Annotated in this window: 20 protein-coding genes; 5 read left to right on the top strand and 15 right to left on the bottom strand. The window is 68.7% G+C overall.

All coding sequences use genetic code 11. The features are described 5' to 3' along the window. Positions 1-28: 28 nt before the first annotated feature. The gene (locus tag LQD00_RS00610) at positions 29-1,144 is read left to right on the top strand and encodes an NAD(P)/FAD-dependent oxidoreductase (RefSeq protein WP_232715183.1); all 1,116 of its coding nucleotides are present in this window, start codon (positions 29-31) and stop codon (positions 1,142-1,144) included. 79 nt (positions 1,145-1,223) lie between these two features. Here the strand turns inward: LQD00_RS00610 and LQD00_RS00605 are convergent, their stop codons facing one another. The 6 genes from LQD00_RS00605 to LQD00_RS00580 all read right to left on the bottom strand — a co-directional run bounded on the left by LQD00_RS00605 (position 1,224) and on the right by LQD00_RS00580 (position 5,389). Further along, positions 1,224-2,189 carry an oxygenase MpaB family protein gene (locus LQD00_RS00605; RefSeq protein ID WP_232715182.1) on the bottom strand — a complete coding sequence of 322 codons (966 nt, stop codon included), beginning with the start codon at positions 2,187-2,189 and terminating at the stop codon, positions 1,224-1,226. 275 nt (positions 2,190-2,464) lie between these two features. Further along, complete coding sequence (locus tag LQD00_RS00600) at positions 2,465-3,196, bottom strand: VOC family protein (protein WP_232715181.1); 732 nt, start codon at positions 3,194-3,196, stop codon at positions 2,465-2,467. Next, positions 3,193-3,522: a hypothetical protein gene (locus LQD00_RS00595; RefSeq protein ID WP_232715180.1), complete on the bottom strand. Its 330-nt coding sequence runs from the start codon at positions 3,520-3,522 to the stop codon at positions 3,193-3,195. Before LQD00_RS00595 ends, LQD00_RS00600 begins: the two co-directional genes overlap by 4 nt. A gap of 53 nt (positions 3,523-3,575) precedes the next feature. Continuing rightward, the gene (locus tag LQD00_RS00590) at positions 3,576-3,797 is read right to left on the bottom strand and encodes a DUF3263 domain-containing protein (RefSeq protein WP_006864747.1); all 222 of its coding nucleotides are present in this window, start codon (positions 3,795-3,797) and stop codon (positions 3,576-3,578) included. A 213-nt stretch (positions 3,798-4,010) separates the two neighbouring features. Continuing rightward, the gene (locus LQD00_RS00585; protein WP_232715179.1) at positions 4,011-5,108 is read right to left on the bottom strand and encodes a DUF475 domain-containing protein; all 1,098 of its coding nucleotides are present in this window, start codon (positions 5,106-5,108) and stop codon (positions 4,011-4,013) included. Further along, positions 5,105-5,389: a hypothetical protein gene (locus LQD00_RS00580; protein WP_005199987.1), complete on the bottom strand. Its 285-nt coding sequence runs from the start codon at positions 5,387-5,389 to the stop codon at positions 5,105-5,107. The genes LQD00_RS00585 and LQD00_RS00580 overlap by 4 nt, the downstream gene beginning before the upstream one ends. Before the next feature lie 284 nt (positions 5,390-5,673). Here LQD00_RS00580 and LQD00_RS00575 point away from each other — a divergent pair, with 284 nt between their 5' ends. Then, positions 5,674-6,018 (top strand): RNA polymerase-binding protein RbpA, encoded by a 345-nt coding sequence (locus LQD00_RS00575; protein WP_232715178.1) that lies wholly within the window; start codon positions 5,674-5,676, stop codon positions 6,016-6,018. Positions 6,019-6,092: 74 nt separating this feature from the next. Here the strand turns inward: LQD00_RS00575 and LQD00_RS00570 are convergent, their stop codons facing one another. The 5 genes from LQD00_RS00570 to cobN form a co-directional block, all read right to left on the bottom strand. Then, a complete protein-coding gene (locus LQD00_RS00570; RefSeq protein WP_232715177.1) occupies positions 6,093-6,938 on the bottom strand; it encodes a polyprenol monophosphomannose synthase in 846 nt (281 codons plus the stop codon). An 8-nt stretch (positions 6,939-6,946) separates the two neighbouring features. Then, positions 6,947-8,629: an apolipoprotein N-acyltransferase gene (lnt, locus tag LQD00_RS00565; protein WP_232715176.1), complete on the bottom strand. Its 1,683-nt coding sequence runs from the start codon at positions 8,627-8,629 to the stop codon at positions 6,947-6,949. Beyond that, a complete protein-coding gene (locus tag LQD00_RS00560) occupies positions 8,626-10,266 on the bottom strand; it encodes an amidohydrolase (protein WP_232715175.1) in 1,641 nt (546 codons plus the stop codon). Before LQD00_RS00560 ends, lnt begins: the two co-directional genes overlap by 4 nt. A gap of 65 nt (positions 10,267-10,331) precedes the next feature. Then, entirely contained in the window at positions 10,332-10,868 is a 537-nt protein-coding gene (locus tag LQD00_RS00555; RefSeq protein WP_006864740.1) for an FxsA family protein, read from the bottom strand. A gap of 216 nt (positions 10,869-11,084) precedes the next feature. Next, positions 11,085-14,810, bottom strand: a complete 3,726-nt coding sequence (gene cobN, locus LQD00_RS00550) for a cobaltochelatase subunit CobN (protein ID WP_232715174.1) — start codon at positions 14,808-14,810, stop codon at positions 11,085-11,087. 206 nt (positions 14,811-15,016) lie between these two features. Here cobN and cobG point away from each other — a divergent pair, with 206 nt between their 5' ends. The 3 genes from cobG to LQD00_RS00535 are packed head-to-tail and all read left to right on the top strand — an operon-like array spanning position 15,017 to position 18,430. After that, complete coding sequence (gene cobG / locus LQD00_RS00545; RefSeq protein WP_232715173.1) at positions 15,017-16,213, top strand: precorrin-3B synthase; 1,197 nt, start codon at positions 15,017-15,019, stop codon at positions 16,211-16,213. Positions 16,214-16,226: 13 nt separating this feature from the next. After that, a complete protein-coding gene (locus tag LQD00_RS00540) occupies positions 16,227-16,850 on the top strand; it encodes a precorrin-8X methylmutase (RefSeq protein ID WP_232715172.1) in 624 nt (207 codons plus the stop codon). Between the two features lie 2 nt (positions 16,851-16,852). Continuing rightward, positions 16,853-18,430: a precorrin-2 C(20)-methyltransferase gene (locus tag LQD00_RS00535; RefSeq protein WP_232715171.1), complete on the top strand. Its 1,578-nt coding sequence runs from the start codon at positions 16,853-16,855 to the stop codon at positions 18,428-18,430. Here LQD00_RS00535 and LQD00_RS00530 read toward each other — a convergent pair. The 4 genes from LQD00_RS00530 to LQD00_RS00515 are packed head-to-tail and all read right to left on the bottom strand — an operon-like array spanning position 18,383 to position 21,916. Further along, complete coding sequence (locus LQD00_RS00530) at positions 18,383-19,126, bottom strand: cobalt-precorrin-6A reductase (protein WP_232715170.1); 744 nt, start codon at positions 19,124-19,126, stop codon at positions 18,383-18,385. The two genes, LQD00_RS00535 and LQD00_RS00530, sit on opposite strands and share 48 nt — an antisense overlap. Beyond that, complete coding sequence (cobM, locus tag LQD00_RS00525; RefSeq protein WP_232715169.1) at positions 19,123-19,896, bottom strand: precorrin-4 C(11)-methyltransferase; 774 nt, start codon at positions 19,894-19,896, stop codon at positions 19,123-19,125. The genes LQD00_RS00530 and cobM overlap by 4 nt, the downstream gene beginning before the upstream one ends. Next, positions 19,893-21,152 carry a precorrin-6y C5,15-methyltransferase (decarboxylating) subunit CbiE gene (gene cbiE / locus LQD00_RS00520; RefSeq protein ID WP_232715168.1) on the bottom strand — a complete coding sequence of 420 codons (1,260 nt, stop codon included), beginning with the start codon at positions 21,150-21,152 and terminating at the stop codon, positions 19,893-19,895. Before cbiE ends, cobM begins: the two co-directional genes overlap by 4 nt. Beyond that, entirely contained in the window at positions 21,149-21,916 is a 768-nt protein-coding gene (locus LQD00_RS00515; protein ID WP_232715167.1) for an SDR family NAD(P)-dependent oxidoreductase, read from the bottom strand. Before LQD00_RS00515 ends, cbiE begins: the two co-directional genes overlap by 4 nt. Positions 21,917-21,969 lie beyond the last annotated feature (53 nt).

The raw sequence follows: 21,969 nt of genomic DNA, 5'->3' as shown, positions 1-21,969 counted from the left end.
TTGATCCGCGACGAGAAGGGAGAACCCGGTGGAACGGACCGATTGCCTGGTGGTCGGCGGCGGGATCGTGGGCCTGGCCGTGGCCCGTGCGCTGGCGTCGACCGGGCGTGAGGTCATCGTCCTCGAGGCCGCCGACGCGGTCGGTACGCAGACCACGTCGCGGAGTTCGGAGGTCATCCACGCCGGTATCTACTATCCCGAAGGCAGCTTGAAGGCTCGGTTGTGCGTGCAAGGACGCGAACTCCTCACCCGATACTGCGACGAGCACGGCGTTTCGTGGCGTCGTCCCGGAAAGCTGATCGTGGCCACCGACGACGCCCAGACCGACCGGCTCGATGTTTTGCTCCGGCACGGGCACGCGAATGGTGTCGACGACCTGCGACGGATCGACAGCGTCGAACTCCATGAGTTGGAACCGGACGTGCACGGCGTGGCGGCGCTGCTGTCACCGTCGACCGGGATCGTCGACGTCGACGGGGTGGTCCGGGCGCTGCGACGCGACCTCGAGTCGTATGGCGGCGCAGTGGCGTTGCGCAGCAAGGTGATCGGCGGGCGCGTCGACGGCGGTGGAATCACCGTCGACACCGCTGAGGGCGGATCGGCGTCGGCGCGTGTTTTTGTGAACTGCGCCGGATTGGGTGCGTGGGACGTTGCCCGCTCCCTGGACGGGTTCGACGCTCCGATCCCGCCGCGGCACCTGGCGAAGGGCAACTACTTCGGATTGTCCGGTGCACGAGCACCATTCGAGCACCTGGTCTACCCGGTGCCGGTCGATGGCGGACTCGGCGTGCACTTCACCATGGACCTCGCCGGCGCGGCACGGTTCGGGCCCGATGTGGAGTGGTTGGACAGCGGGTCCGGCGGTGGGGAGCTCGACTACTCGGTCGACGAGACACGGCTGACCGACTTCGAGACCTCGATCCGCCGCTACTGGCCCGGATTACCCTCGGGGACACTGACTCCCGCGTACGCAGGTATCCGGCCCAAGACCAGCAGCCGGGGCGAGGCGGGCGCCGACTTCGTCATCCACGGGCCGGCCACACACGGCGTCGCCGGGCTGGTCAATTTGTTCGGCATCGAGTCGCCGGGGATCACCTCATGCCTGGCGATCGGTGAGTACGTGGCCGGGTTGATGGGTGAATAGCGCGGGGCGCTCACGATCTCCGTACACGCTCACGATTTCCGGGTGAGCGGGAACGGAAATCGTGAGCGAACCGGTGGAGCTACGCGTATTTGTAGGCGGCGCTCTGCTTCTCGCGTCTCTTCATGGCCTGGATCGCGTCGTGGTGGCGACGGGCGTGGTACGCCAGCGGGAAGTAGGTCGCGCGCTCGGGCAGGGTGCGGTAGGCGAACCGCAGGCGGCGGTGGATCTTCTCGAGGTGGCGCTGCTCCTCGTCGGTCCACGTCAGGCCGAGGATCTCGCGGACGCGCGGATCCATGACACCGACGGTGGTGAGGTAGTTGAAGTTCTGGAACGGGACCGACGCGGTGGCGGCGACCTTCTTGACGGCCGGACGCAGCGCCTTGGGCACCGTCTTCGGCACCGGCGGGGCGGCGCGCATCTGCTCGATGAGCTCGATCGCCACTGGATGGCGGGTCAGTTTGTTCTCGATGAAGTCGTCGAAGTACTCGTCGAACTCCTCGAGGGTTTCGGGGTAACCCTTCATCGGGACCTGGACGATCTTGGCGATGCGACGGTTGTCGCGCAGCAATTCTTTGCGCTCCTCGAGCGTGAACTCACGGCCGAGGACGAGCGGCGCGGCGGTGGTCATCGTCGGGAACGCGGTCGCGATGACCCACGCGTAGGCCTCCGGATTGAGCGCACTGATGTGCTTGCCGTCGGCGTTGCGCATTTGCAGCGGCTGATGCAGCTTGCGCAGGCGGTGACCCTCGGCGATGGCTTCCTGACCGCCGTAGGTCCAGCGCAGCACCGAGTCGGCGGAACGGATCGCACGCCCGACCGGATCGGTGCGGAACACCGAGTACTTGCCGACGACGTCGCCGATCACCGGGTGCATCACCTGCATCACGAACGCCGCGCCGTTGATCGGCAGGAACGTGTAGAGACCGGTGAGCTGCGCGGTGAGCGAATCGGGCGGGATCAGCTCGATCTCGTCGTCCCGGTGGTTGATGAGCCGGTCGGTGTCCTCGGGATCGGCGGTCGTCGGTTCGTCGTGTACCGCGGTCATGGTGCCCCCAACGTCGTTTTCGCCAGCGTGCCTTTCGACAACATTCGTAGTCAGATTAGCGCAGATGGCGCCGGGAACCCAGGTTTCGATACGGCTCGTCGCTGCGCTCCTCGCCTACTCAACCGGCGGGAAGGCACGACTGACCGGCGAGAAGGCGGACCTCAACCGGCGTGGAGGCACGACCGATTGGCGAGAAGGCAGATCTCAACCGGCGGGAGACACGACCGAACAGCACAAGGCAGATCGCAACCGACGGGGAGGCAGGGTTTTCCTGTTCAGGCAGGGCCGATGATGACCGTGCGGGTGCCGAGGGCGCGCTCTCGGACGGTGAAGATCCGGGTGCCCTTCTTGCGGCCGGCGCGGATCTCGCTGAGGTCCAGGCCCGCCGAGGACAGACGCGCGTGGGTCGCCTCGACGTCGGCGGACCGCCAGGCGACACCCCACAGCGAGGTCGCGGCAGGTGTCGGCGGTTCGGTCGAGGTCACCGCGGTGACGACCTCGACGATGAGGTCGCCGGCCCGGAAGAACAGCTGCCGTGCGTTGTCACCGATCGGCTGGTCGAGGCGGAAGTCCAAGCCGAAGACGCCACCGAACAGCGCGACTGCCCAATCGCGGTTGTCGCAGGTGAAGACGAGGTGGTCCATCCCGGTCACGTCGCCGGCATGCGCCGACTCCCCCACGGTTTCGCGAGCGGCGACACCGAGTGGGGTCGTCTCCCCGATCACCCCGAGGGTCGACTCGACGACCGGGAAGCCGCGTCGGGCCAGCAGCCGATGCATCACCGCGACGTCGTCGACCGGAAAGTAGACGCGATGTCCGGCGTCCGCGTCACCGTCGCCGACGGGTGCTTGACTCAACCGGAGGTCGGTGTTGCCGACCACCACCGGCGAATCGGCGTCGGGCGCAGCGGAGACACCGAGGAGGGTCTGGTGTGTACGGGCGGCGAGTGCAGGGTCGGCGCAGGCGAGTTCGACGATCGCGGTCGGGAACGGAGTCGGCGGGATCACCGCTTCTTCTTACCCTTCCGCCGGCGCGGTGTCGGCGGGGCGGGTCGATACGTCAGCGGAGCCGAGCTTGTGATGTGCCAGGCGCCGCACGTGCACTCGTAGTAGCGCAGAGACAGCGTTCCCAATGCTCGCCGCTTGATGCGATCGATGCCGTCGAGCGCATCGGCCGGCGACGAGAAGGGAAGTTTGTCCGGTGTCGGACACTCTGCCGTCTCGATCCGACGCTCCGCCCGTCGCGCGGGACGGTTGTGCATCAGTTCGTGGAAAGCCGTACGTGCCTCGATCTCGCGGTAGAACGATTCGAGATCGTCGTCGGAGAAGGGCACGGGTCGATTATCCCCTCACCGCGGATGGTCGGCAGAACCGCGCCGGTGCGCGGCTAGCGGGCCATCCACAGACGGCGGCGGATGACCTCACGCATACGGCGGAGCTCGGCGGCGCTCAGAGCCTCTGGCGGGTCGGCGTCGACGATCCGGTTGAGCTCGGCAAAGAAGTCCCGATCAGACAGCCCGAATTCCTCGATGATCTGCTTCGACGACCCACCTCCCAACGGGTACCAGTGCTTCTCGAACTGGATCATCTGCTGCTGCCTGTCGTTCATTCCACCTCCAACTATGTTCTGTTCCGCATCGCTCGGGCACATGCCGTCCCGGCTGAGAAAACTCTCGAATTGTGCGTGACGGATGTCACCGCCGTCGTCCTTTGTACACCTGTCGTCCGACAGTTGGGAGCAAGTGACCCAGGGTGATTCGAATGTGTCTCACAACGTTCACCCGACGGTCATGAATTCCCGCCGAGCGCTCCAGGAAGACGGTCAGGCGTTCACCGAGGACGGGGTGTCGGAACGTCGTGAGTCGCGTCTGTTCGCCCGGATGCTGCTCGCGAGCGAGGCGCCTATGAAGGCCACTCCCACGAGGCCCGTGACGACCTCGTCGATGTGGTACTTCACGCCCAGCAGAAGGATGACCGCGAGCGCACCGATCGCCCAGTGCGCACCGTGTTCGAGGTACCGGTACTCCCCCAGCGTGCCCTGACGCACGAGGTAGATCGTGATGGACCGGACGAACATCGCGCCGATGAAACCGAGGCCGAGCGCGATGATGATCGGATCCGAGGTGATCGCGAAGGCACCGATCACGCCGTCGAAGGAGAACGACGCGTCGAGCACCTCGAGGTAGAGGAAGAGGAAGAACGCGGCCTTGCCGGTCGCCTTGGTCGCTCGGGTCGGACCGGGTTCGTCGTGTTCCGGGCCGTCGGACATGAACAGCGAGCTGAGTCCATCGACGGTGATGTAGGTGACCATGCCGAGGATCCCGGCGATCAGGACGGTGGCCCGGATGTCGTCGGCGGCGAGGAACTCGGCACAGAGCACGAGCGCGACAGACGCGAGCACGACCGGTAGCTGGTCGAGCTTGCCGATCTTGGCCAGCGGACGTTCGAGCCACGTCAGCCAGGTGCGCTCCCGTTCGGTCAGCACGAAGTTGAGGAACAGCAGCAGCAGGAACATCCCGCCGAATGCGGCGATCTGCGGATGCGCCTCGGTCAGGATCGTCTCGTAACTGGGCCGACCGTCGGCGAAGTAGGCCTGCCCGTCGGGCGGAGGGTTGGTGGCCAGCCGCAGCGCCTCGGCCGGGTTCAGGCCGCCGGTGATCCAGACGATGAGCAGTGGGAAGAGCAGACGCATGCCGAAGACGGCGATGAGCACACCCACGGTCAGGAACATGCGCTGCCAGAACGCGGACATCCGCTCCAGGATCGTCGCGTTGATGACGGCGTTGTCGAAGGACAACGACACCTCGAGCACGCCGAGGATCGCGCACAACGCGAGCCCGGTCCAGCCGAGGTAGAGGTACGCGATGACCAGCGCGACCACTGACACGCCTGCGGACAGGCCGAAGATGCGGGCGATCACCGCAGCTTCTCGGCTTCCTTCGCGAGCTCGAGCAGAGTGTCGGTCAGCTCGGCGAGGACGTCATGGTCGGCACGCTCGGCGACCGCGGTGCCGAGGTCCTCGGCCGCGCATCGAAGAGCGAACATGCGATCGCCGAAGTCGGCGGCCTCGGCGGCGGAGAGGATCACGGCGTCGGCGGGAATGGAGGTGCCCTCGAGCAGCGTTCTCTGCTCATAGGCGCGCTGCCTGCACGAACGTTTGCAGTACTTGCGACGCCGGCCGAGTTCGGAGTCGACCATCATCGACCCGCACCACGCACAGTTGTACGGGCGACGCCGGTGATGAGAGAGCTGTTCCACATCGGAGACCGTACCCCGGTGGGACGCTCCGAAACCGGCACGGCACGTCGGGTGGCCGCCTCGGGTCAACACGGGTCGTCGGCAGGTGGCGGACCACCCCAGCGATTGCGCGTAGAATGTTTCTGTTGACGACTCAGTTGGCTGCGTTCGAAGGTGAACGCCGCACGAACACAGCTGATAGATCCGGCAAACTGAGAAATCTGACGAAGCTTTGAGAGGAATCCTTCATGGCAGATCGAGTACTTCGGGGTAGCCGCCTCGGCGCGGTGAGCTACGAGACCGATCGCGACCACGACCTCGCGCCGCGTCGCATCGTCCAGTACCGCACGGACAACGGTGAGATCTTCGACGTCCCCTTCGCCGACGACGCCGAGGTGCCGTCGAAATGGCCGTGCAAGAACGGCATGGAGGGCACGATCCTCGAGGGCGCAGAGCCCGAGGAGAAGAAGACGAAGCCGCCGCGCACCCACTGGGACATGCTGCTCGAGCGTCGTAGCGAGGAAGAGCTCGAGGTGCTCCTCAACGAGCGCCTCGAACTGCTGAAGCAGCGTCGCAAGGGCATCTCGCACTGAGCCCCATCGCTTGACAGACAGACCGGCCCGGCAGGAACACCTGCCGGGCCGGTTTGTCTGTGTGTACTGCTGAGCTAGGAGCTCTTGACGATGCCCAGTCGCTCGAGGCGACTCTGGATTCCCCAGCGCGCGACCATGGTGAAGGCCTCCGACATGACGCCGCCGCTCATCTTGGACACGCCCAATTCGCGTTCGGTGAACGTGATCGGCACCTCGCGGACGTCGAACCCGGCCCGCACGGTCCGCCAGGCGAGATCGATCTGGAAGCAGTACCCGGCCGACTCGACGGTGTCGAGCTGGATCTTCTCCAGCACGCCGCGTCGGTAGGCGCGGAAGCCGGCGGTGATGTCGTGGACCTTGGCGCCGAGCGCGACCCGGGCGTAGGTATTGGCACCCCGCGAGAGGAACTCGCGGTGCTTGGGCCAGTTCACCAGCTTGCCGCCGGGCACGTACCGGGATCCGATGACGAGGTCGGCGCCGTCGTTGACGGCGTCGAAGAGGCGATGCAGCTGCTCGGGCGCGTGACTGCCGTCGGCGTCCATCTCGACGATGACCGGGTAGTCGCGGCTCAGGCCCCACGCGAACCCGGCGAGGTAGGCCTTGCCGAGGCCGTCCTTCTCCTGGCGGTGCATCACGTGGATGCGGCCCGACTCCTTGCCGTTGTCGGCATGTGCCTCGGCGTCCTTGCGAGCCAGTTCTTCGGCGACCTCACCGGTGCCGTCCGGGCTGGAATCGTCGACGACCAGCAGGTGCACGCCGGGCAGGGCGGCCTGGAGGCGTTCGACGATCACCGGCAGGTTGTCGCGCTCGTTGAACGTCGGCACGACGACCAGTGCGCCCGCCCCGTCGGCGCCGACCACCGGCTGCGGCGCGCCGCCTGACTGCCGCTGTCCTGCCGAGGCGTCAATCCCCGATGCCATCGAGCTCCTTAAATGTCACCGGACGCCCGTGCGGCGTCCCTGCGTGGCTTGAGTGTGAACCTAGTACGCGAGGCCAGCGCAAACAAAAGACCGCCCACCGCCACGACGATCGCGAGCGCCTCGGGCCACACCCCGAGGCGGGTCGCGAGGGTCTCGCCGTCGTGCAGCGGGAGGGTGCTGGTCAGCACGTCCGAGGCGAAGATGCCGGATTGCTCGGTGATCGAACCGTCGGCGTCGATGATCGCGCTCACACCGCTGGTCGCGGCGACGACCACAGCACGTCCGTGTTCGACGGCACGCACCTGCGACATCGCCAGCTGCTGATAGGTCATCTCGGTGCGGCCGAAGGTCGCATTGTTGGTGGGCACGAAGAGCATCTGCGCCCCGTCACGGATCGACTGGCGGGCCGCACGGTCGAAGGCGACCTCCCAGCAGGTCGCGACGCCCACGGAGACCTCACCCGAGCGGCCGGGGACGTCCACGACAGTGGGACCGGTGCCCGGTTTGAAGTTGCCGGCCATGTCCGCATACGACGAGAAGAGGCGGAAAAACGAGCGCCACGGCAGATATTCGCCGAACGGCTGCACGATGTGCTTGTCGTAGCGATCGACAGGCCCCTTCGCACCGTCCCAGACGAGCACCGAGTTCGTGGGGCGGCCGTCGGAGTTGCGGATCAGGGTGCCCACGAGGATCGGGGCGCCGACGGCCTCGGAGGCGTGGATGATCTCGGCGGCGGCGTCGGCGTTGTCCAGCGGTGAGATGTCCGAGGCGTTCTCCGGCCACAGCACGAAGTCGGGCGGGGCGGCAAGGCCGGCGTCGATCGCCTGGGCGTAGCCGATGGTGGTGCGCACGTGGTTGTCGAGCACGGCACGGCGCTGCGCGTTGAAATCGAGGCCGAGGCGCGGCACGTTGCCCTGGACGGCGCCGATACGCACCGACTGCGACGAGATGGTGCGGTCGATGGTGGCCGGGGTCAGGGCGATCGCCGCCACGGGTGCGAGCAGCGCGATGGCCACCGCGAGGGTCGCGACCCGCACGAAGCCCGACGGCTGGTCGGCGGTGAGCGCCGCCGCCGAGCGGGCGGATCGGCGGTAGGCGGAAACGAGGATGATCAGCAGCCAGGCGACCGAGGCGCCGAACAACGCCACCCCGGCGGACAGCCCGGGTGCGCCCAGCACGGACGCCAGTGGCAGCAGCGGGCCGTCGACCTGACTGAAAGCTGTTCGCCCCCAAGGAAATCCGCCGAACGGGAACGACGATCGCAGGGCTTCGACGAGCACCCAGGACAGCATGAACCAGACCGGCGGTACCGGGAGCCGCATGGTCAGGGTCGCGATCGCGCCGAACAGGGCGAGGTACCCGGACAGCAGCACCGACAGCGCGAGCCACGGTAGCGGGCCGACGTAGACACCGATCCACGGCAGCAGCGGGATGAAGAAGGCGAGACCGAAGACGAAGCCGACCCACGCACCCGTGCGCACCCGTGGACGCCGCACGTACAGCGCGGTGAAGAGCACGCCGAGACCGAAGACCGCAAGGAACCACCAGTTGCGGGGAGGGAAAGCCGCCCACATCGCCAGACCGGCGACGATCGCGGCCACGGTGCGAAGACTCCAGTCCCAGGTCAGTGTGAAACGGCGGGAACGCGCCTCGGTCTCCTCGGGGGACGTCATCGTGTCGGTGGCGTTCACCCGGCGTCCCGGTCGAAGAGAACCTGTCCGCGGTGCACGGTCCGGACACACCGCGGCAGTTCGGCTCCCGGGGAGACGTCCGGCAGGGCGGGCACGCGCGAACGCGGGTCGGTGGACCAGCGCTGCACCTTTTCGTGGGAGCCGGCGACGACGAGGTCGTCGACCTCCCAGACCGCGTAGCTTGCGGGTGCACCGGGCGCCAGGGTGCCGGTGAGGCCGTCGTTGACACCCCCGGCGCGCCAGCCGCCGCGGGTCGCCGCGGCAAAGGCACCACGGGCCGAGATCGCGTTGGTGGGCTGGTGGTGGTGGACCGCGGCCCGGATCGTTGACCAGGGGTCGATCGGCGTGACCGGGGCATCGGACGAGAACGAGAGCGCCACACCGGTTTTGGCGAGCATGGCGAAATCGTTGAGGGTTGCCGCGCGGGCCGTGCCGAGCCGGGCGTCGTAGAGGTCGCCCTCGCCGCCCCATTCGGCGTCGAAATGCGGCTGCATGCTGGCGATCACGCCGCAGCGTGCCAGGACCTCCGCGTCGCGGGCGGTGACCATCTCGGCGTGCTCGAGCCGGTGGGCGCAGCGGGCGATCGCCGGGGTGCCCAGTTCGTCGGCGAGTTCGGTGAGAGCGGCGACGACGGCGCCGGTGGCAGCATCACCGATGGCGTGGAAGCCGGACTGGATGCCGGCGAGCGTGCAGCCGCGGAGGTGATCGCGGATCGTCTCCATGTCGAGGTAGCTGATGCCGCGGGTGTCCGGGGCGTCGGTGTACGGCTCGTTGAGCCACGCGGTGTGCGACCCGATCGCGCCGTCGATGAAGAGGTCACCGCCGAGTGCGTGGGCGCGGGTGATGGTCATCAGTTCGGCCGCGTGGTCGGCGTCGGTGACGGTCTGTCCCCAGTAGCGGCGGATCTCGACGGGGTGGTCGAGGTCGGCGATGGCCAGGAAGTCGTCCATCCCGCTGATGTCGGGGCCGCCGTTCTCGTGGACGGCGACGACACCGTGCGCGGCGGCCACGTCGAGTGCACGACGTTGCGCCCGCTCACGGTGTGCGGCGGTGACGAGGAGTCGGGCTGCACCACGGACGAGGTGATGCGCCTCGGCGACCAGAGGCTCCTCCGGGTGGTAACCGACGGCGTCCGCGAGTTCGGGGACGAGGCGGCGCAGAGCGGTGGACGCGACCGCGGAGTGTTCGTCGACGCGGGCGAGATAGACCGGACGTCCGCCGACCACTGCATCGAGCTCACTGGTCGTCGGGAAACGACCGTCCTCGGGTTCGGGGCCTTCCCACGTCGAGTCGTCCCAGCCGAGACCCCAGAGGAGATCACCCTCGTCGTGTCCGGCGACGGCGTCGTCGGCGACCGCCTTCTCGACGAGACGCAGGCAGTGAGTCCGGCTGGTTGCCTCGTTGAGGGTGAGGCCGCCGAGGGAGAGTCCCGTCGACGTGAGGTGCACGTGCGAGTCGACGAAACCCGGGCTGACGAACAGCCCGTTCAGATCGACGATCTCCGCATCTGGGTGGAGGGCCCGGCCGACGTCATCGGTTCCGACCCACACCACCACCCCATCGGTGATGGCCATCGCGGTCGCGTCAGGGGCGGCCGCCGAGTACACGGCACCGCCGAGGAGCAGTTGGGTTGCCACGATCGTTCAGTCTGCCTTGCCGTGAGTGAATGTGGCCGGGAGGGGTCGCGCGGGGCGTGCCCAGGTCAGCGCGTGGGCGGCAGCTGCGGGGTGGTCATCGGTGTGGTTCCTGGGCCGAAGCCGGTTCCGGAGGTGTCCGAGTCCACAACCGTGCCGTCGACGACGGTCCCACCACCGGGAACGCCGCCACCGCGGATCCGGCTGCCGTAGACGCCGGTGGCGTACAGGCCCGCGCGGTCCACCGCGGTCGCCATCCGCTTGGCGCCGACGGCCACCACGGCCGGGCGCAACGCTTTGCGGGTCGGCGGGAAGAGCAGCAGTATTCCGGCGAGAGTCGAGACGATGCCCGGGATGACCAGCAGGATGGTCGAGGTCGCGACGAGCGCGGTGTCGGCCAGCGGCGCCCGCGCGTCGACCTCGTTGTTCGCGGCGCGACGCAGCTCGCCGAAGACCTTGCGGCCCTGCCAGCGCAAGGTGAGGAACCCGAGGACGCCGGCCGCGATGCTGATCAGCACAGCCCAGCCGAACCCGAGCCACAACGCCATCGCCACGAAGGCGGCGATCTCCAGCAGCGCGTACACGGCGAAGTAGCGGAGTGCCATGGTCGTTCTCACCTGTCTTTCGGTGCCTTGCGGGCACCCCTCGATGTCAGGGTCTGGCGGGGTAACGAACGAGGGAGCGATTTTTCTCCCGGGGGTTTGACCTCGATACGCGGCGTCCTCGATCTCGATGCGCTCCTTCGTCGCTTACTCGACCCGGCGGCTCCGCTCGGTCGTCGCTACTCGGCCAGCAGGGGGCCTGCGGTGGTTTCGACAAGCTCAACCAGCGGAGGTTTCCCCGCGGGCCTCGATGTCGCCCTCGGTCTGCAGGTACACGTTGCGCAGCTGATCGAGCAGTTCGGCGGGCGGTTCGTGCCACATGTCCCGTTCGACGGCCTCGAGCAGGCGTTCGGCGATGCCGTGCAGTGCCCAGGGGTTGGACTGCTGCATGAACTCCTGATTGGTCACGTCGAGGACATAGGACTCGGTGAGCTTCTCGTACATCCAGTCGGCGACGACGTCGGTGGTGGCGTCGTAGCCGAAGAGGTAGTCGACGGTCGCGGCCATCTCGAAGGCACCCTTGTATCCGTGGCGCTGCATCGCCGAGATCCAGCGCGGGTTGACGACGCGAGCGCGGAACACGCGGGCGGTCTCCTCCGACAGCGTGCGGGTGCGGACGGAGTCGGGCCGGGTGCTGTCGCCGATGTAGGCCTCGGGCGCCGTTCCGGTCAGCGCGCGGACGGTCGCCACCATGCCGCCGTGGTACTGGAAGTAGTCGTCGGAGTCGGCGATGTCGTGTTCGCGGGTGTCGGTGTTCTTGGCGGCCACCGCGATCCGCTTGTAGGCGGCGCGCATGTCGTCGACCGCCGGGACACCGTCGAGTCCGCGGCCATAGGCGTAGCCGCCCCACTCGGTGTAGACCCGTGCCAGGTCCTCGTCGCTGCGCCAGTCGCGGGAGTCGATGAGCTGCAGGATTCCGGCGCCGTAGGTTCCGGGTTTGGAACCGAAGACGCGGGTGACCGCGCGGCGGCGGTCGCCGTGCTCGGCCATCGCGGCGCGGAAATGGGCGGCGACGAAGTTCTGCTCATCCGGTTCGTCGGCGCCGGCGGCGAGAGCGACCGCGTCGTCGAGCATCGCGACCACGTGCGGGAAGGCGTCGCGGAAGAACCCGGAGATCCGGACGGTGACGTCGATGCGCGGGCGGCCGAGTTCGGCGAGGTCGATGAGTTCGAGGTCGACGACACGGCGCGACATCTCGTCCCACACCGGCATCACACCGAGGAGGGCGAGGACCTCGGCGACGTCGTCGCCGGACGTGCGCATGGCACTGGTCCCCCACACCGACAGCCCGACCGAGGCCGGGTGGTGGCCGTGGTCGCTGACATAGCGTTCCAGCAGCGAGTCGGCCATCGCGCGACCGGTCTCCCACGCCAGCCGCGAGGGCACGGCCTTCGGGTCGACGGAGTAGAAGTTGCGTCCGGTCGGCAGCACGTTGATCAGTCCGCGCAACGGGGATCCGCTGGGGCCGGCGGGGATGAAGCCGCCGTCGAGGGCGTGCAGGACGCGGGGCACCTCCCCCGTCGTCTGCCGCAGACGCGGGACGACTTCGGTCGCCGCGAAACGCAGGACATCGCCGACCGCATCGGGCAATCCGGCGGTGGCCTCCGAGACGGCGATCGGAGACCAGTCGTCCTTCGCGCACGCCGCGACCAGCTCACGGGCCTGCGCCTCGACGACGTCGACGGTCCCGCGTTCGGCGGTGCCGTCCTCCACCAGGCCCAGTGCTTCGCGGAGTCCGGGCAGCGCCGACGTTCCACCCCACAGCTGCCGGGCGCGCAGCATCGCGAGGACGAGGTCGACCTCGGCGTCGTCGCGCGGTGCCTCACCGAGAACATGGAGGCCGTCGCGGATCTGGACGTCCTTGATCTCGCACAGCCAGCCGTCGACATGCAGGAGCATGTCGTCGAAGACCTCTTCGTCGGGGCGTTCGGTGAGCCCGAGGTCGTGATCCATCTTGGCCGCGGTGAGCAGTGTCCAGATCTGCTGGCGGATCGCCGGGAGTTTCGCGGGATCGAGGGCGGTGATGTTGGCGTGTTCGTCGAGCAGTTGCTCGAGTCGGGCGATGTCGCCGTAGGACTCGGCGCGCGCCATCGGCGGGATCAGGTGGTCGACGAGGACGGCGTGGGCCCGGCGCTTCGCCTGGGTTCCCTCCCCCGGGTCGTTGACGAGGAAGGGATAGATGAGCGGGAGATCGCCGAGGGCCGCGTCGGTTCCGCAGCTGGCGGACATGCCGAGGTTCTTACCCGGCAACCATTCGAGGTTGCCGTGTTTGCCGACGTGCACGATCGCGTCGGCACCGAAACCGGCCTGACCCGAGGCCTGCCGAGCGGCGATCCACCGGTAGGACGCCAGGTAGTGGTGCGACGGCGGGAGGTCGGGGTCGTGGTAGATCGCGACCGGGTTCTCGCCGAACCCGCGCGGCGGCTGCACCATGATCGCGATGTTGCCGAAAGTCAGTGCGGCGATGACGATGTCGCCGTCGGGATTGGTCGACCGGTCGACGAACAGGTCACCGGGTGCCTCGCCCCAGTGTTCGACGACGGCACTGCGTAGTTCTTCCGGCAGCGTCTCGAACCAGGCGCGGTACTGCGCGGCGGGCAGGCGGATGGGGTTGGCGGCGAGGGTTTCCTCGGTCAGCCAATCCGGATCCTGGCCGCCGGTCGCGATGATCTCGTGGATCAGCGCATCCGAATCGTCCTCGGCCAGGCCGGGTATCGCACCGGGGCCCGATGCGGGTCCGATGTCGTAACCGGCCGCCCGTAGGGCCGAGAGCAGGCGCAGCAGGCTGCGCGGGGTATCGAGACCGACGGCGTTGCCGATGCGGGCGTGCTTGGTCGGGTACGCCGACAGCATGACGGCGATACGCTTGTCGGCGGCCGGGATCCGGCGCAGCCGCGCATGCGACACCGCGATCCCCGCCACGCGGGCGCAGCGTTCGGGGTCCGGCTGATACCAGGGCAGACCGTCGTCGTCGAATTCCTTGAAGGAGAACGGGACCGTGATGATGCGGCCGTCGAACTCCGGCACCGCCACCTGTGTCGCGACGTCGAGTGGTGACAGACCGTCATCGCTCGCCTCCCAGTCCGCGCGAGAGCCCGTGAGGCACAGGCCCTGCAGGATCGGGATGTCGAGTGCCGCAAGTCGTTCGATGTTCCACGCTTCGTCGTCGCCGCCGGCCGATGCGGTTGCCGGGGTTGCTCCCCCGGCCGCCAGGACGGTGACCACGAGGGCGTCAACCGTGCCGAGCAGCTCGATCAGGTCATCGGGAGCAGTGCGCAGGGACGCGCAGAAGATCGGCAGTGCGCGCGCGCCACACTCTTCGATGGCGCTGCAGAGCGCGTCGATGTAGCGGGTGTTCCCAGCGAGGTGCTGGGCGCGGTAGTAGAGGACCGCGATGGTCGGCCCTTCGTGGCTCGTCGCTTGCGCTCCTCGCACCTCAGGGAGCGGATGGGCCGGCGCTTGCGCTCCTCGCACCTCAGGGAGCAAGGGGGACGCAGGGTTCGAGGAACGCTGGAGAATTCCCCAGGGCGGGGTCTGCTGGGGTGGTTCGAAGCCGTGTCCGGTGAACAGCACGGTGTCGGACAGGAAGTGATGCAGGTTGACGATGTTCGCGACGCCACCGGCGGCGAGGTAGTCGTGCGCCTGGGCGGCGACACCGGCCGGCACCGTCGAATGGGCCATCAGGTCTGGATCCGGCTGCTGCTCGCCGGAACACACCACCAGCGGTTTGCCCGTCGCCTCGACCGCGGCGAGTCCCTCTTCCCAGGCGCGCGTTCCGCCGAGGATGCGGACGACGATCAGGTCTGCGTCGGCGGCGAGGGCCGGGATCTCGTCGACGAGGAGCCGTGCAGGATTCGCGCCGCGAAACCCCACCTCGGGGTTCGCCTCGCCGGCGGCCGCCGCGGTCAGCAGGTCGGTATCCGAGGTCGAGAGCAGCAGAATCATCGTGTCTCCTCGCCGGGTTGTCGCGCCCGGAGTGTCGGGTGTGTGCGAGGGACTGGTCTGGCTGGGGCACCCGGTTTTCGTCGGGACCCGTCACAGTGGCGCGACCGCGCCGGATTCTCACCGGCTTCAGCCCGCTCGCGGTTGGGTCTCAGCGTACGGCGACCGGTCGGCGAAGTCCTCACCTGGGCCGGTCGTAGGCTGAGGGAATGACTGAGGCGGCCGAACCCGCTCCCGGCACGACGATCCGGGAGACCGCGATCCGGGAGTCTGGGGATCGTTGTCCCGGCGTGTTCAGCACGCACGAGGCGCAGGACGGCGCGCTGGCCCGAATCCGGCTCCCCGGAGGCCGGATCCGCGCCGACCAGCTCACCACCCTCGCCCAGGCGGCAGCCGCTCACGCCGACGGCTTCCTCGAACTGACCGCACGCGGGAACCTGCAGCTCCGAGGCATCACCGACGTCGAGGCCGTGGCCGACGCCGTGGTGAACGCCGGCCTTGCGCCCAGCTCGTCGCACGACAGGGTGCGCAACATCGAGGTCAGCCCGCTGACCGGCCGCATCGGCGGCATCGCCGACGCCGGTCCGCTGGCAACGGCGCTCGACGACGCACTGCGGGCCGATCCGTCGGCCTCCTCGATCTCGGGACGGTTCTTGTTCGGGATCGACGACGGCCGGGGCGACATCCGGCGCCGCGGCGCCGATGCGTGTGCGGTGGTGCGATCGGCCGAACCCGTGGTCGCCGACATCTTCATCGGTGGAGTCCCGGTCGGGTCTGCCGAAGGGCCAGACGGTGTCGTCGAGGCACTCATCGCGGTGGCCGTCGGCCTGAACAAGGTGGCACCCGGCGCCTGGCGGGTGCGAGATCTCGGCGCCGAGGACCGAAGCAGCCTGGAGCGCCGCGTCGCCGAAATCCTCACCCCCCTGGTCGAATCCGGCGAAGAAGACATACCGGACCCGCCGGGGCCGATCGTGGGCTGGTTCGATCAGGACGACGGATCGGTGCTGCTCGGCTCGGTCGTCGAACTCGGCCGGCTGCCCGCGCGCCTGGCCGAGTTCATCGGCGCGGTCGAGTCGCCGGTGGTCTTCACCCCGGACCGGGAGATCCTGATCTGCGACCTCGGTGAAGGTGTGGCCGAGACCGTGGTGCGGGTTCTCGCGCCGATGGGTCTGATCTTCGACGCGAACTCGCCGTGGGCGCGAGTCAGCTGCTGTGTGGGCGCCCCCGGCTGCGGATCCGCCAACGCCCCGGTGCGCGACGACCTTCTCGCACACGTGGAGGTGGGCCTCCCGGTCGGCGACCGCGAACATTGGGTCGGTTGTGAACGTCGCTGCGGCTCCCCCGCGGGCGCTCACCTGTCGGTGCAGGCCACGCCCGGGGGCGGGTACGACCGGCATCGCCGCTAGGCTCGTGCGCACCATGACCGAGTACCTGCGCGACGGCGCCGCGATCTACCGCCAGTCCTTTGCAACGATCCGGGCCGAGTCGGACCTGTCCGCCTTCGACTCCGATGTGTCGACCGTGGTCGTCCGAATGATCCACGCCTGCGGACAAACCGATCTCACGCGCGACGTCGTCGCGACGCCCGGCGTCGTGCGCGCGGCCCGCGGGGCACTCGAGGCCGGCGCCCCGATCCTCTGCGACGCGTCGATGGTGGCCTCCGGAATCACCCGCAAACGTCTGCCGGCCGACAACGAAGTGCTGTGCCACCTCTCCGAACCGGGCCTCGCCGCCCTCGCCGAGGAGATGGGTACCACAAGAACCGCTGCCGCCCTACAGTTCTGGTTGCCACGCCTCGAGGGTTCGGTCGTCGCGATCGGCAATGCCCCGACCGCGTTGTTCGCCCTGCTCGACATGATCGACGAGGGCGCGCCCCGCCCGGCCGCGATCGTCGGCGCACCTGTCGGTTTCGTCGGCGCGGCGGAATCCTGTGAGGCCCTCGCTGCCCGCACCGATCTCGAGTTCATCACCGTCACCGGTCGTCGTGGCGGGTCGGCGATCACCGCCGCTGCCGTCAACGCGCTCGCCACCCCTCAGGAGTGAATGTGCCTGCAGTCAACGACGACGTCATTCCGGGCAAGCTCTGGGGCATCGGCCTCGGCCCCGGCGACAGCGAACTCATGACGGTCAAGGCCGCGCGGGTGATCAGCACCGCCGACGTGGTCGCGTATCACTGTGCGCGCCATGGCAACAGCATCGCGCGGTCGGTCGCCGAACCGTACCTGCGGGACGACCAGACCGAAGAGCGGCTCATGTACCCGGTCACCATCGAGACCACCGACCATCCCGGGGGCTACCAGGGCGCGCTCGACGACTTCTACACCGAAAGCGCGGAGCGACTCGCCGTCCACCTGCGTGCGGGCCGGGACGTCGTCCTTCTCGCCGAAGGGGATCCGCTCTTCTACAGCTCCTACATGCACATGCACAAGCGGCTGTCCCCGCACTTCGACGCCGAGATCGTGCCGGGTGTGACGTCGGTGAGCGCGGCGTCGGCGGCCACCGGCATTCCGCTGGTCGAGGGCGAGGAGACCCTCACGGTGGTGCCGGGTACGGCGTCGACGGAGGAGCTGCTCTTCCGTTTCCGCTCTGCCGACGCCATCGTCATCATGAAGCTGGGTCGCACCTTCGAACGGGTGCGGGAGGCGTTGCGCGAGGCGGGTCGTCTCGACGAGGCCTTCTATGTCGAACGGGCCTCGACCACCGTCGAACGTGTGCTACCGGCCGCGGACGTGAATCCTGCTGAGGTGCCGTACTTCTCGATCCTCGTGGTTCCCGGCCGCCGGAACAACCCGCGCTTCGAGCCGGAACCGGTACCGGGCGAGCTGGTGGTCGTCGGCCTGGGACCGGGCCACGACAGCTGGACGACGCCGGAGGTGCGCGCCGAAATCGCCACCGCCACCGACCTGGTCGGTTACACGACCTACCTCAAGCGCGTGACCCCGCGGCCCGGCCAGCGCGTGCACGCCAGCGACAACCGGGTCGAGTCCGAACGCGCCGAATTCGCACTCGACCTCGCCCGACGTGGTGCCCGGGTGGCCGTGGTGTCATCGGGCGACCCCGGTGTCTTCGCCATGGCGGCCGCGGTCGCCGAGGTGGCCGCCGAGCCGCAGTGGCATGACGTCCCGGTCCGGGTGGTTCCGGGTGTCACCGCCGCAACCGCGGTGGCGGCGGCCGTCGGTGCGCCTCTCGGTCACGACTTCGCGGTGATCTCCCTGTCCGACCGCCTCAAGCCGTGGTCGGTGATCGAACGTCGCATCCGTGCCGCACTGGCCGCCGACCTGGTCATCGCCGTTTACAACCCGGGTTCGGCGAGCCGCTCATGGCAGGTCGGGGCCCTCAAACACACGCTGTTGCAGACGGTGTCGCCGGATCGCGTCGTCGTTCTCGGTCGCGACGTGGGTGGCCCGGAACAGACGCTGTGCACCACAACCGTCGCCGACCTCGACCCGGAAGTCGTCGACATGCGGACGCTGCTCATCATCGGGTCATCGGCGACCCGCGTCGTCTCGCGCGCCGCCGGCTCCCTGGTGTTCACGCCCCGCCGGCACACCCCGGCCGATGAGCCGGAACAGATCTCAGCCGAGCAGCCGCTCGAGCCAAGCCTGGGCGGCAGCGACGTCTGACACCGCCGGGACGTCGGGTTCGATCGGACGGTCGACGACGATCACGTCGATGCCCAGGGTCGCGGCGGCGTCGAGTTTCGCCTTCGTCAGCGCTCCCCCGCTGTTCTTGGTGACGAGCAGATCGATCCGGTTCTCGCGCAGGAGTGCGAGCTCCGAGTCGTAGTCGTACGGTCCTCGGGACCGCAGGATCTCGTGGTGTGCAGGCAGTTCCGCGGTCGGCGGGTCGACGACGCGGATGAGGAACCAGACGTCGTCGATGCCGGCGAACTCGCCGACATCCTGGCGGCCCGTGGTCAGTAGCACCCGCGTTCCGCGGCGTCGTACCTCGTCGGCGGCAACCGCGAGATCCGGAACGCGGATCCAGCGGTCGGCCTGGGTCGGGACCCAGGGTTCGCGACGGAGCCGGAGCAGCGGCACCCCTGCCTCCGACGCGGCCTGCGCGGCGTTGCGGGTGATGGTCGCCGCGAACGGATGGGTGGCGTCGACGACGGCCTGAATCCGGTTGCTGATCAGCCACTCCCGCAGACCGTCGACTCCCCCGAAGCCGCCGATCCGGACCGGGCCGACAGGCAGGCGGGGATTGTCCACGCGCCCGGCGAGGGAGCTGATGACAGACCGTCCGGCGTCGAGGAGTCCGGCCGCCAGTCCACGTGCTTCGCCGGTGCCGCCGAGGATGAGGATCTGTTGATCGGTCATGGGTGCGGTGTCTCGCGGAGTTTCGTCATCCGGGCGTGGGAGTACAGGTAGCTGTCGGTGACCTCGGGGTGCGCCGCGGCGTCCAGGACGCTACCGACGAAGATGATCGCGGTCTTGCGGATATCGGCGACGTGCAGCGTCTCGGGTAGCCGGCTCAGCGGACACCGCACCACCTGCTGGTTCGGCCGACTCGCGAAAGCGACGGTCGCGGTGGGGCACTCCGAACCGTAATGCGGTGTGAGCGCTTCGACGATCTGTTCGGCGCGGTGTGCGGCGAGATGGAGGGCGAGTGTCACTCCGGTTGCGGCGAGGCTTGCCAGGTCCTCGCCGTCGGGCATGTCGGTCGACAGCGTCGACACCCGGGTGATGAGCAGGCTCTGACCCACGCCGGGCACGGTGAGTTCGGTGTCGAGCGCCGCGGCCGCGGCGGCGAAGGCGGGCACCCCGGGCACGATCTCGAACGGGATGCCGCGAGCCCGGAGTTCGCGTTGCTGTTCGGCCAGCGCGGAGTAGATCGACAGGTCACCGGAGTGCAGGCGGGCGATGTGATCCCCGCGTTCGTGAGCGGAGACGATGTGATCGACGATGTCGGACAGCGGCATCCGCGCGGTGTCGACGAGGACGGCGTCGTCGGGGCACAGGTCGAGCATCTCGTCGGGTACCAGCGAGCCGGCGTACAGACAGGTGCGGCACTCCCCCAGCAGCCGCGCGCCGCGCAGGGTGATCAGGTCGGGGGCACCGGGGCCGGCGCCGATGAAGTAGACGGTCATGCCTTCGGTCCCGCCTCGTGTGCTGGGTCGTCTCTGGTTGCGGCCCACTGGACGATCGGCAGCGCCGGCCGCCAGGTGGTCATCGTCCCGAGCGGCGCGACGGTCTCCACGGACAGGCGTCGCAGGGTGCCGCCGCGTTCGGCGTGCCAACGGACCAGGATCTCCTGGTTCTCCACGGTGACGGCATTGACGACGATCCGTCCGGACGGTCGGAGTGCGTTCCAGGCGGCGTTCAGGACCTTCTCGTCGAGGCCGCCGCCGATGAACACCGCGTCGGGAGACGGTGCGTCGGACAGGGCTTCGGGTGCCGCACCGCGAAGCGACAGGCGATGGCCGACGCCGTGCCGTCGGGCGTTGGAGGTCAGGCGTTGGGCCCGTTCGGCGTTCTGTTCGAAGGCGATCGCACGTCCGCGGTCGTCGGCGCGCAGCCATTCGATGGCCACACTTCCGGAACCAGAGCCGATGTCCCAGAGCAGTTGCGGTCCGGCCGGTTCGAGAGCGGCGACCGTGATCGCACGGATCGTGGACTTGGTGATCTGGCCGTCGTGGTCGTAGGTGTCGTCGTCACGGCCGGGCATCCTGCTACGACGAGGTCCGGCGCAGTCGACGGCCACGATGTTGAGCGGGTCCACGGGTGAATTCGCCCACGATTCCGCGGTCGAGGAACGGATGCGCTCGTCGGGCCCACCGAGTTGTTCGAGCACGGTCATCGTCGAGTCGCCGAACCCGTTCTGCGCGAGCAGTTCCGAGATAGCTGCCGGGGTCGTGTCGTCGCGGCTGAGGATGAGGAGACGTCCGCCGCCGGTGGCCTCGGTGAGAACGACCTCGGGGTCGGCGGTCACGGCACTGACGATCCGGGTCGTGGCGAGGTCCCAGCCGAGACGCGCGCAGGCCAGGCTCACGCTGGACACCGCCGGATAGATCCGCACCTGGTCGGCGCCCATCCGCCCGACGATGCTGGCACCGACGCCGTGGAACATGGGATCGCCGCTGGCCAGGATGTGGATCTGACCGGGAGCGATCTCGAGGACTTCGGCGAGATGTGCCGACATCGGGGAGCGCCACGCCTCCCGTGTACCGGTCAGTTCGTGCTCGACCTCGTCGAGCAAAGCGAGTTGCCGTGTGGCGCCGTAGATCACGCGGGCACCCCGAAGTTCGTCGCGTGCCGCGTCGCCGAGTCCGCGCCAGCCGTCGGCGCCGATCCCGACGACCACGAAACGCGGCGGCACGCCCGAACCCGACGGGGTCGAGCTCATCGGGGCATTCTCCGCCACACCGCACGAGGGAGAAGACGCATGCCGAAGAAGACCGGCCGCAACACCGCCGGGATCCAGACCTCGCCGCGACCCCTGCGGTACGCACGGGCGACGGCGTCGGCGACCTGGTCGGGCGTCTTCGAGAACGGTGCGGGTTTCACGCCGGACTCCATCAGTTCCTTGGTCATCGCGCCGATCACGAAGCCGGGTCGGGCGAGGAGCAGCCGCACGCCGGTGCCGTGCAGCGAGTCCGCCATGCCGCTGGCGAAGCCGTCGAGCCCGGCCTTGGTGGAGCCGTAGACGAAGTTGGCCCGGCGTACGCGAATACCGGCGACCGAGGAGAAGACGATCATCGTGCCCGATCCCTGCGCGCGCAGGGCGGCGGCCAGCGGGATCAGAACACTGACGTGCGCGTAATAGTCGGTGTGCGCGATCTGCAGGGCATGCGCGACATCGGCTTCCGCGCGCGACTGGTCCCCGAGGATCCCGAACGCGACGATCGCGATGCCGATGGGCCCGAACTCCTCGACCAGGGACGCGATCAACCCGGGGTGGCTGTCGATGTCGTTCGCGTCGAAGGCGACGGTGTGCACGGCGGTCGCGCCGGCGTCGAGCAGGATGGCCTTCTGGTCGGCGAGGTCGTCGGGCCGACGCGCCGCGAGGACCACGGTCCGGCCTTCGGCCAGGCGCTGTGCGGTGGCCACCCCGATCTCGCTGCGGCCGCCGAACAGGACGAGCGAACCCGGAGATGTCTCAGACGCCATGCACAGCAGTATCGCACCAGCCCCGGGGCCCTCCTGCCACCCCGTCGCGCTAG

The organism is Gordonia metallireducens (genome assembly GCF_021245825.1).
GTDB lineage: Bacteria > Actinomycetota > Actinomycetes > Mycobacteriales > Mycobacteriaceae > Gordonia > Gordonia namibiensis.
Note: the sequence above shows the minus strand (reverse complement) of the source record. Positions and strands in the feature narration are given on the sequence as shown.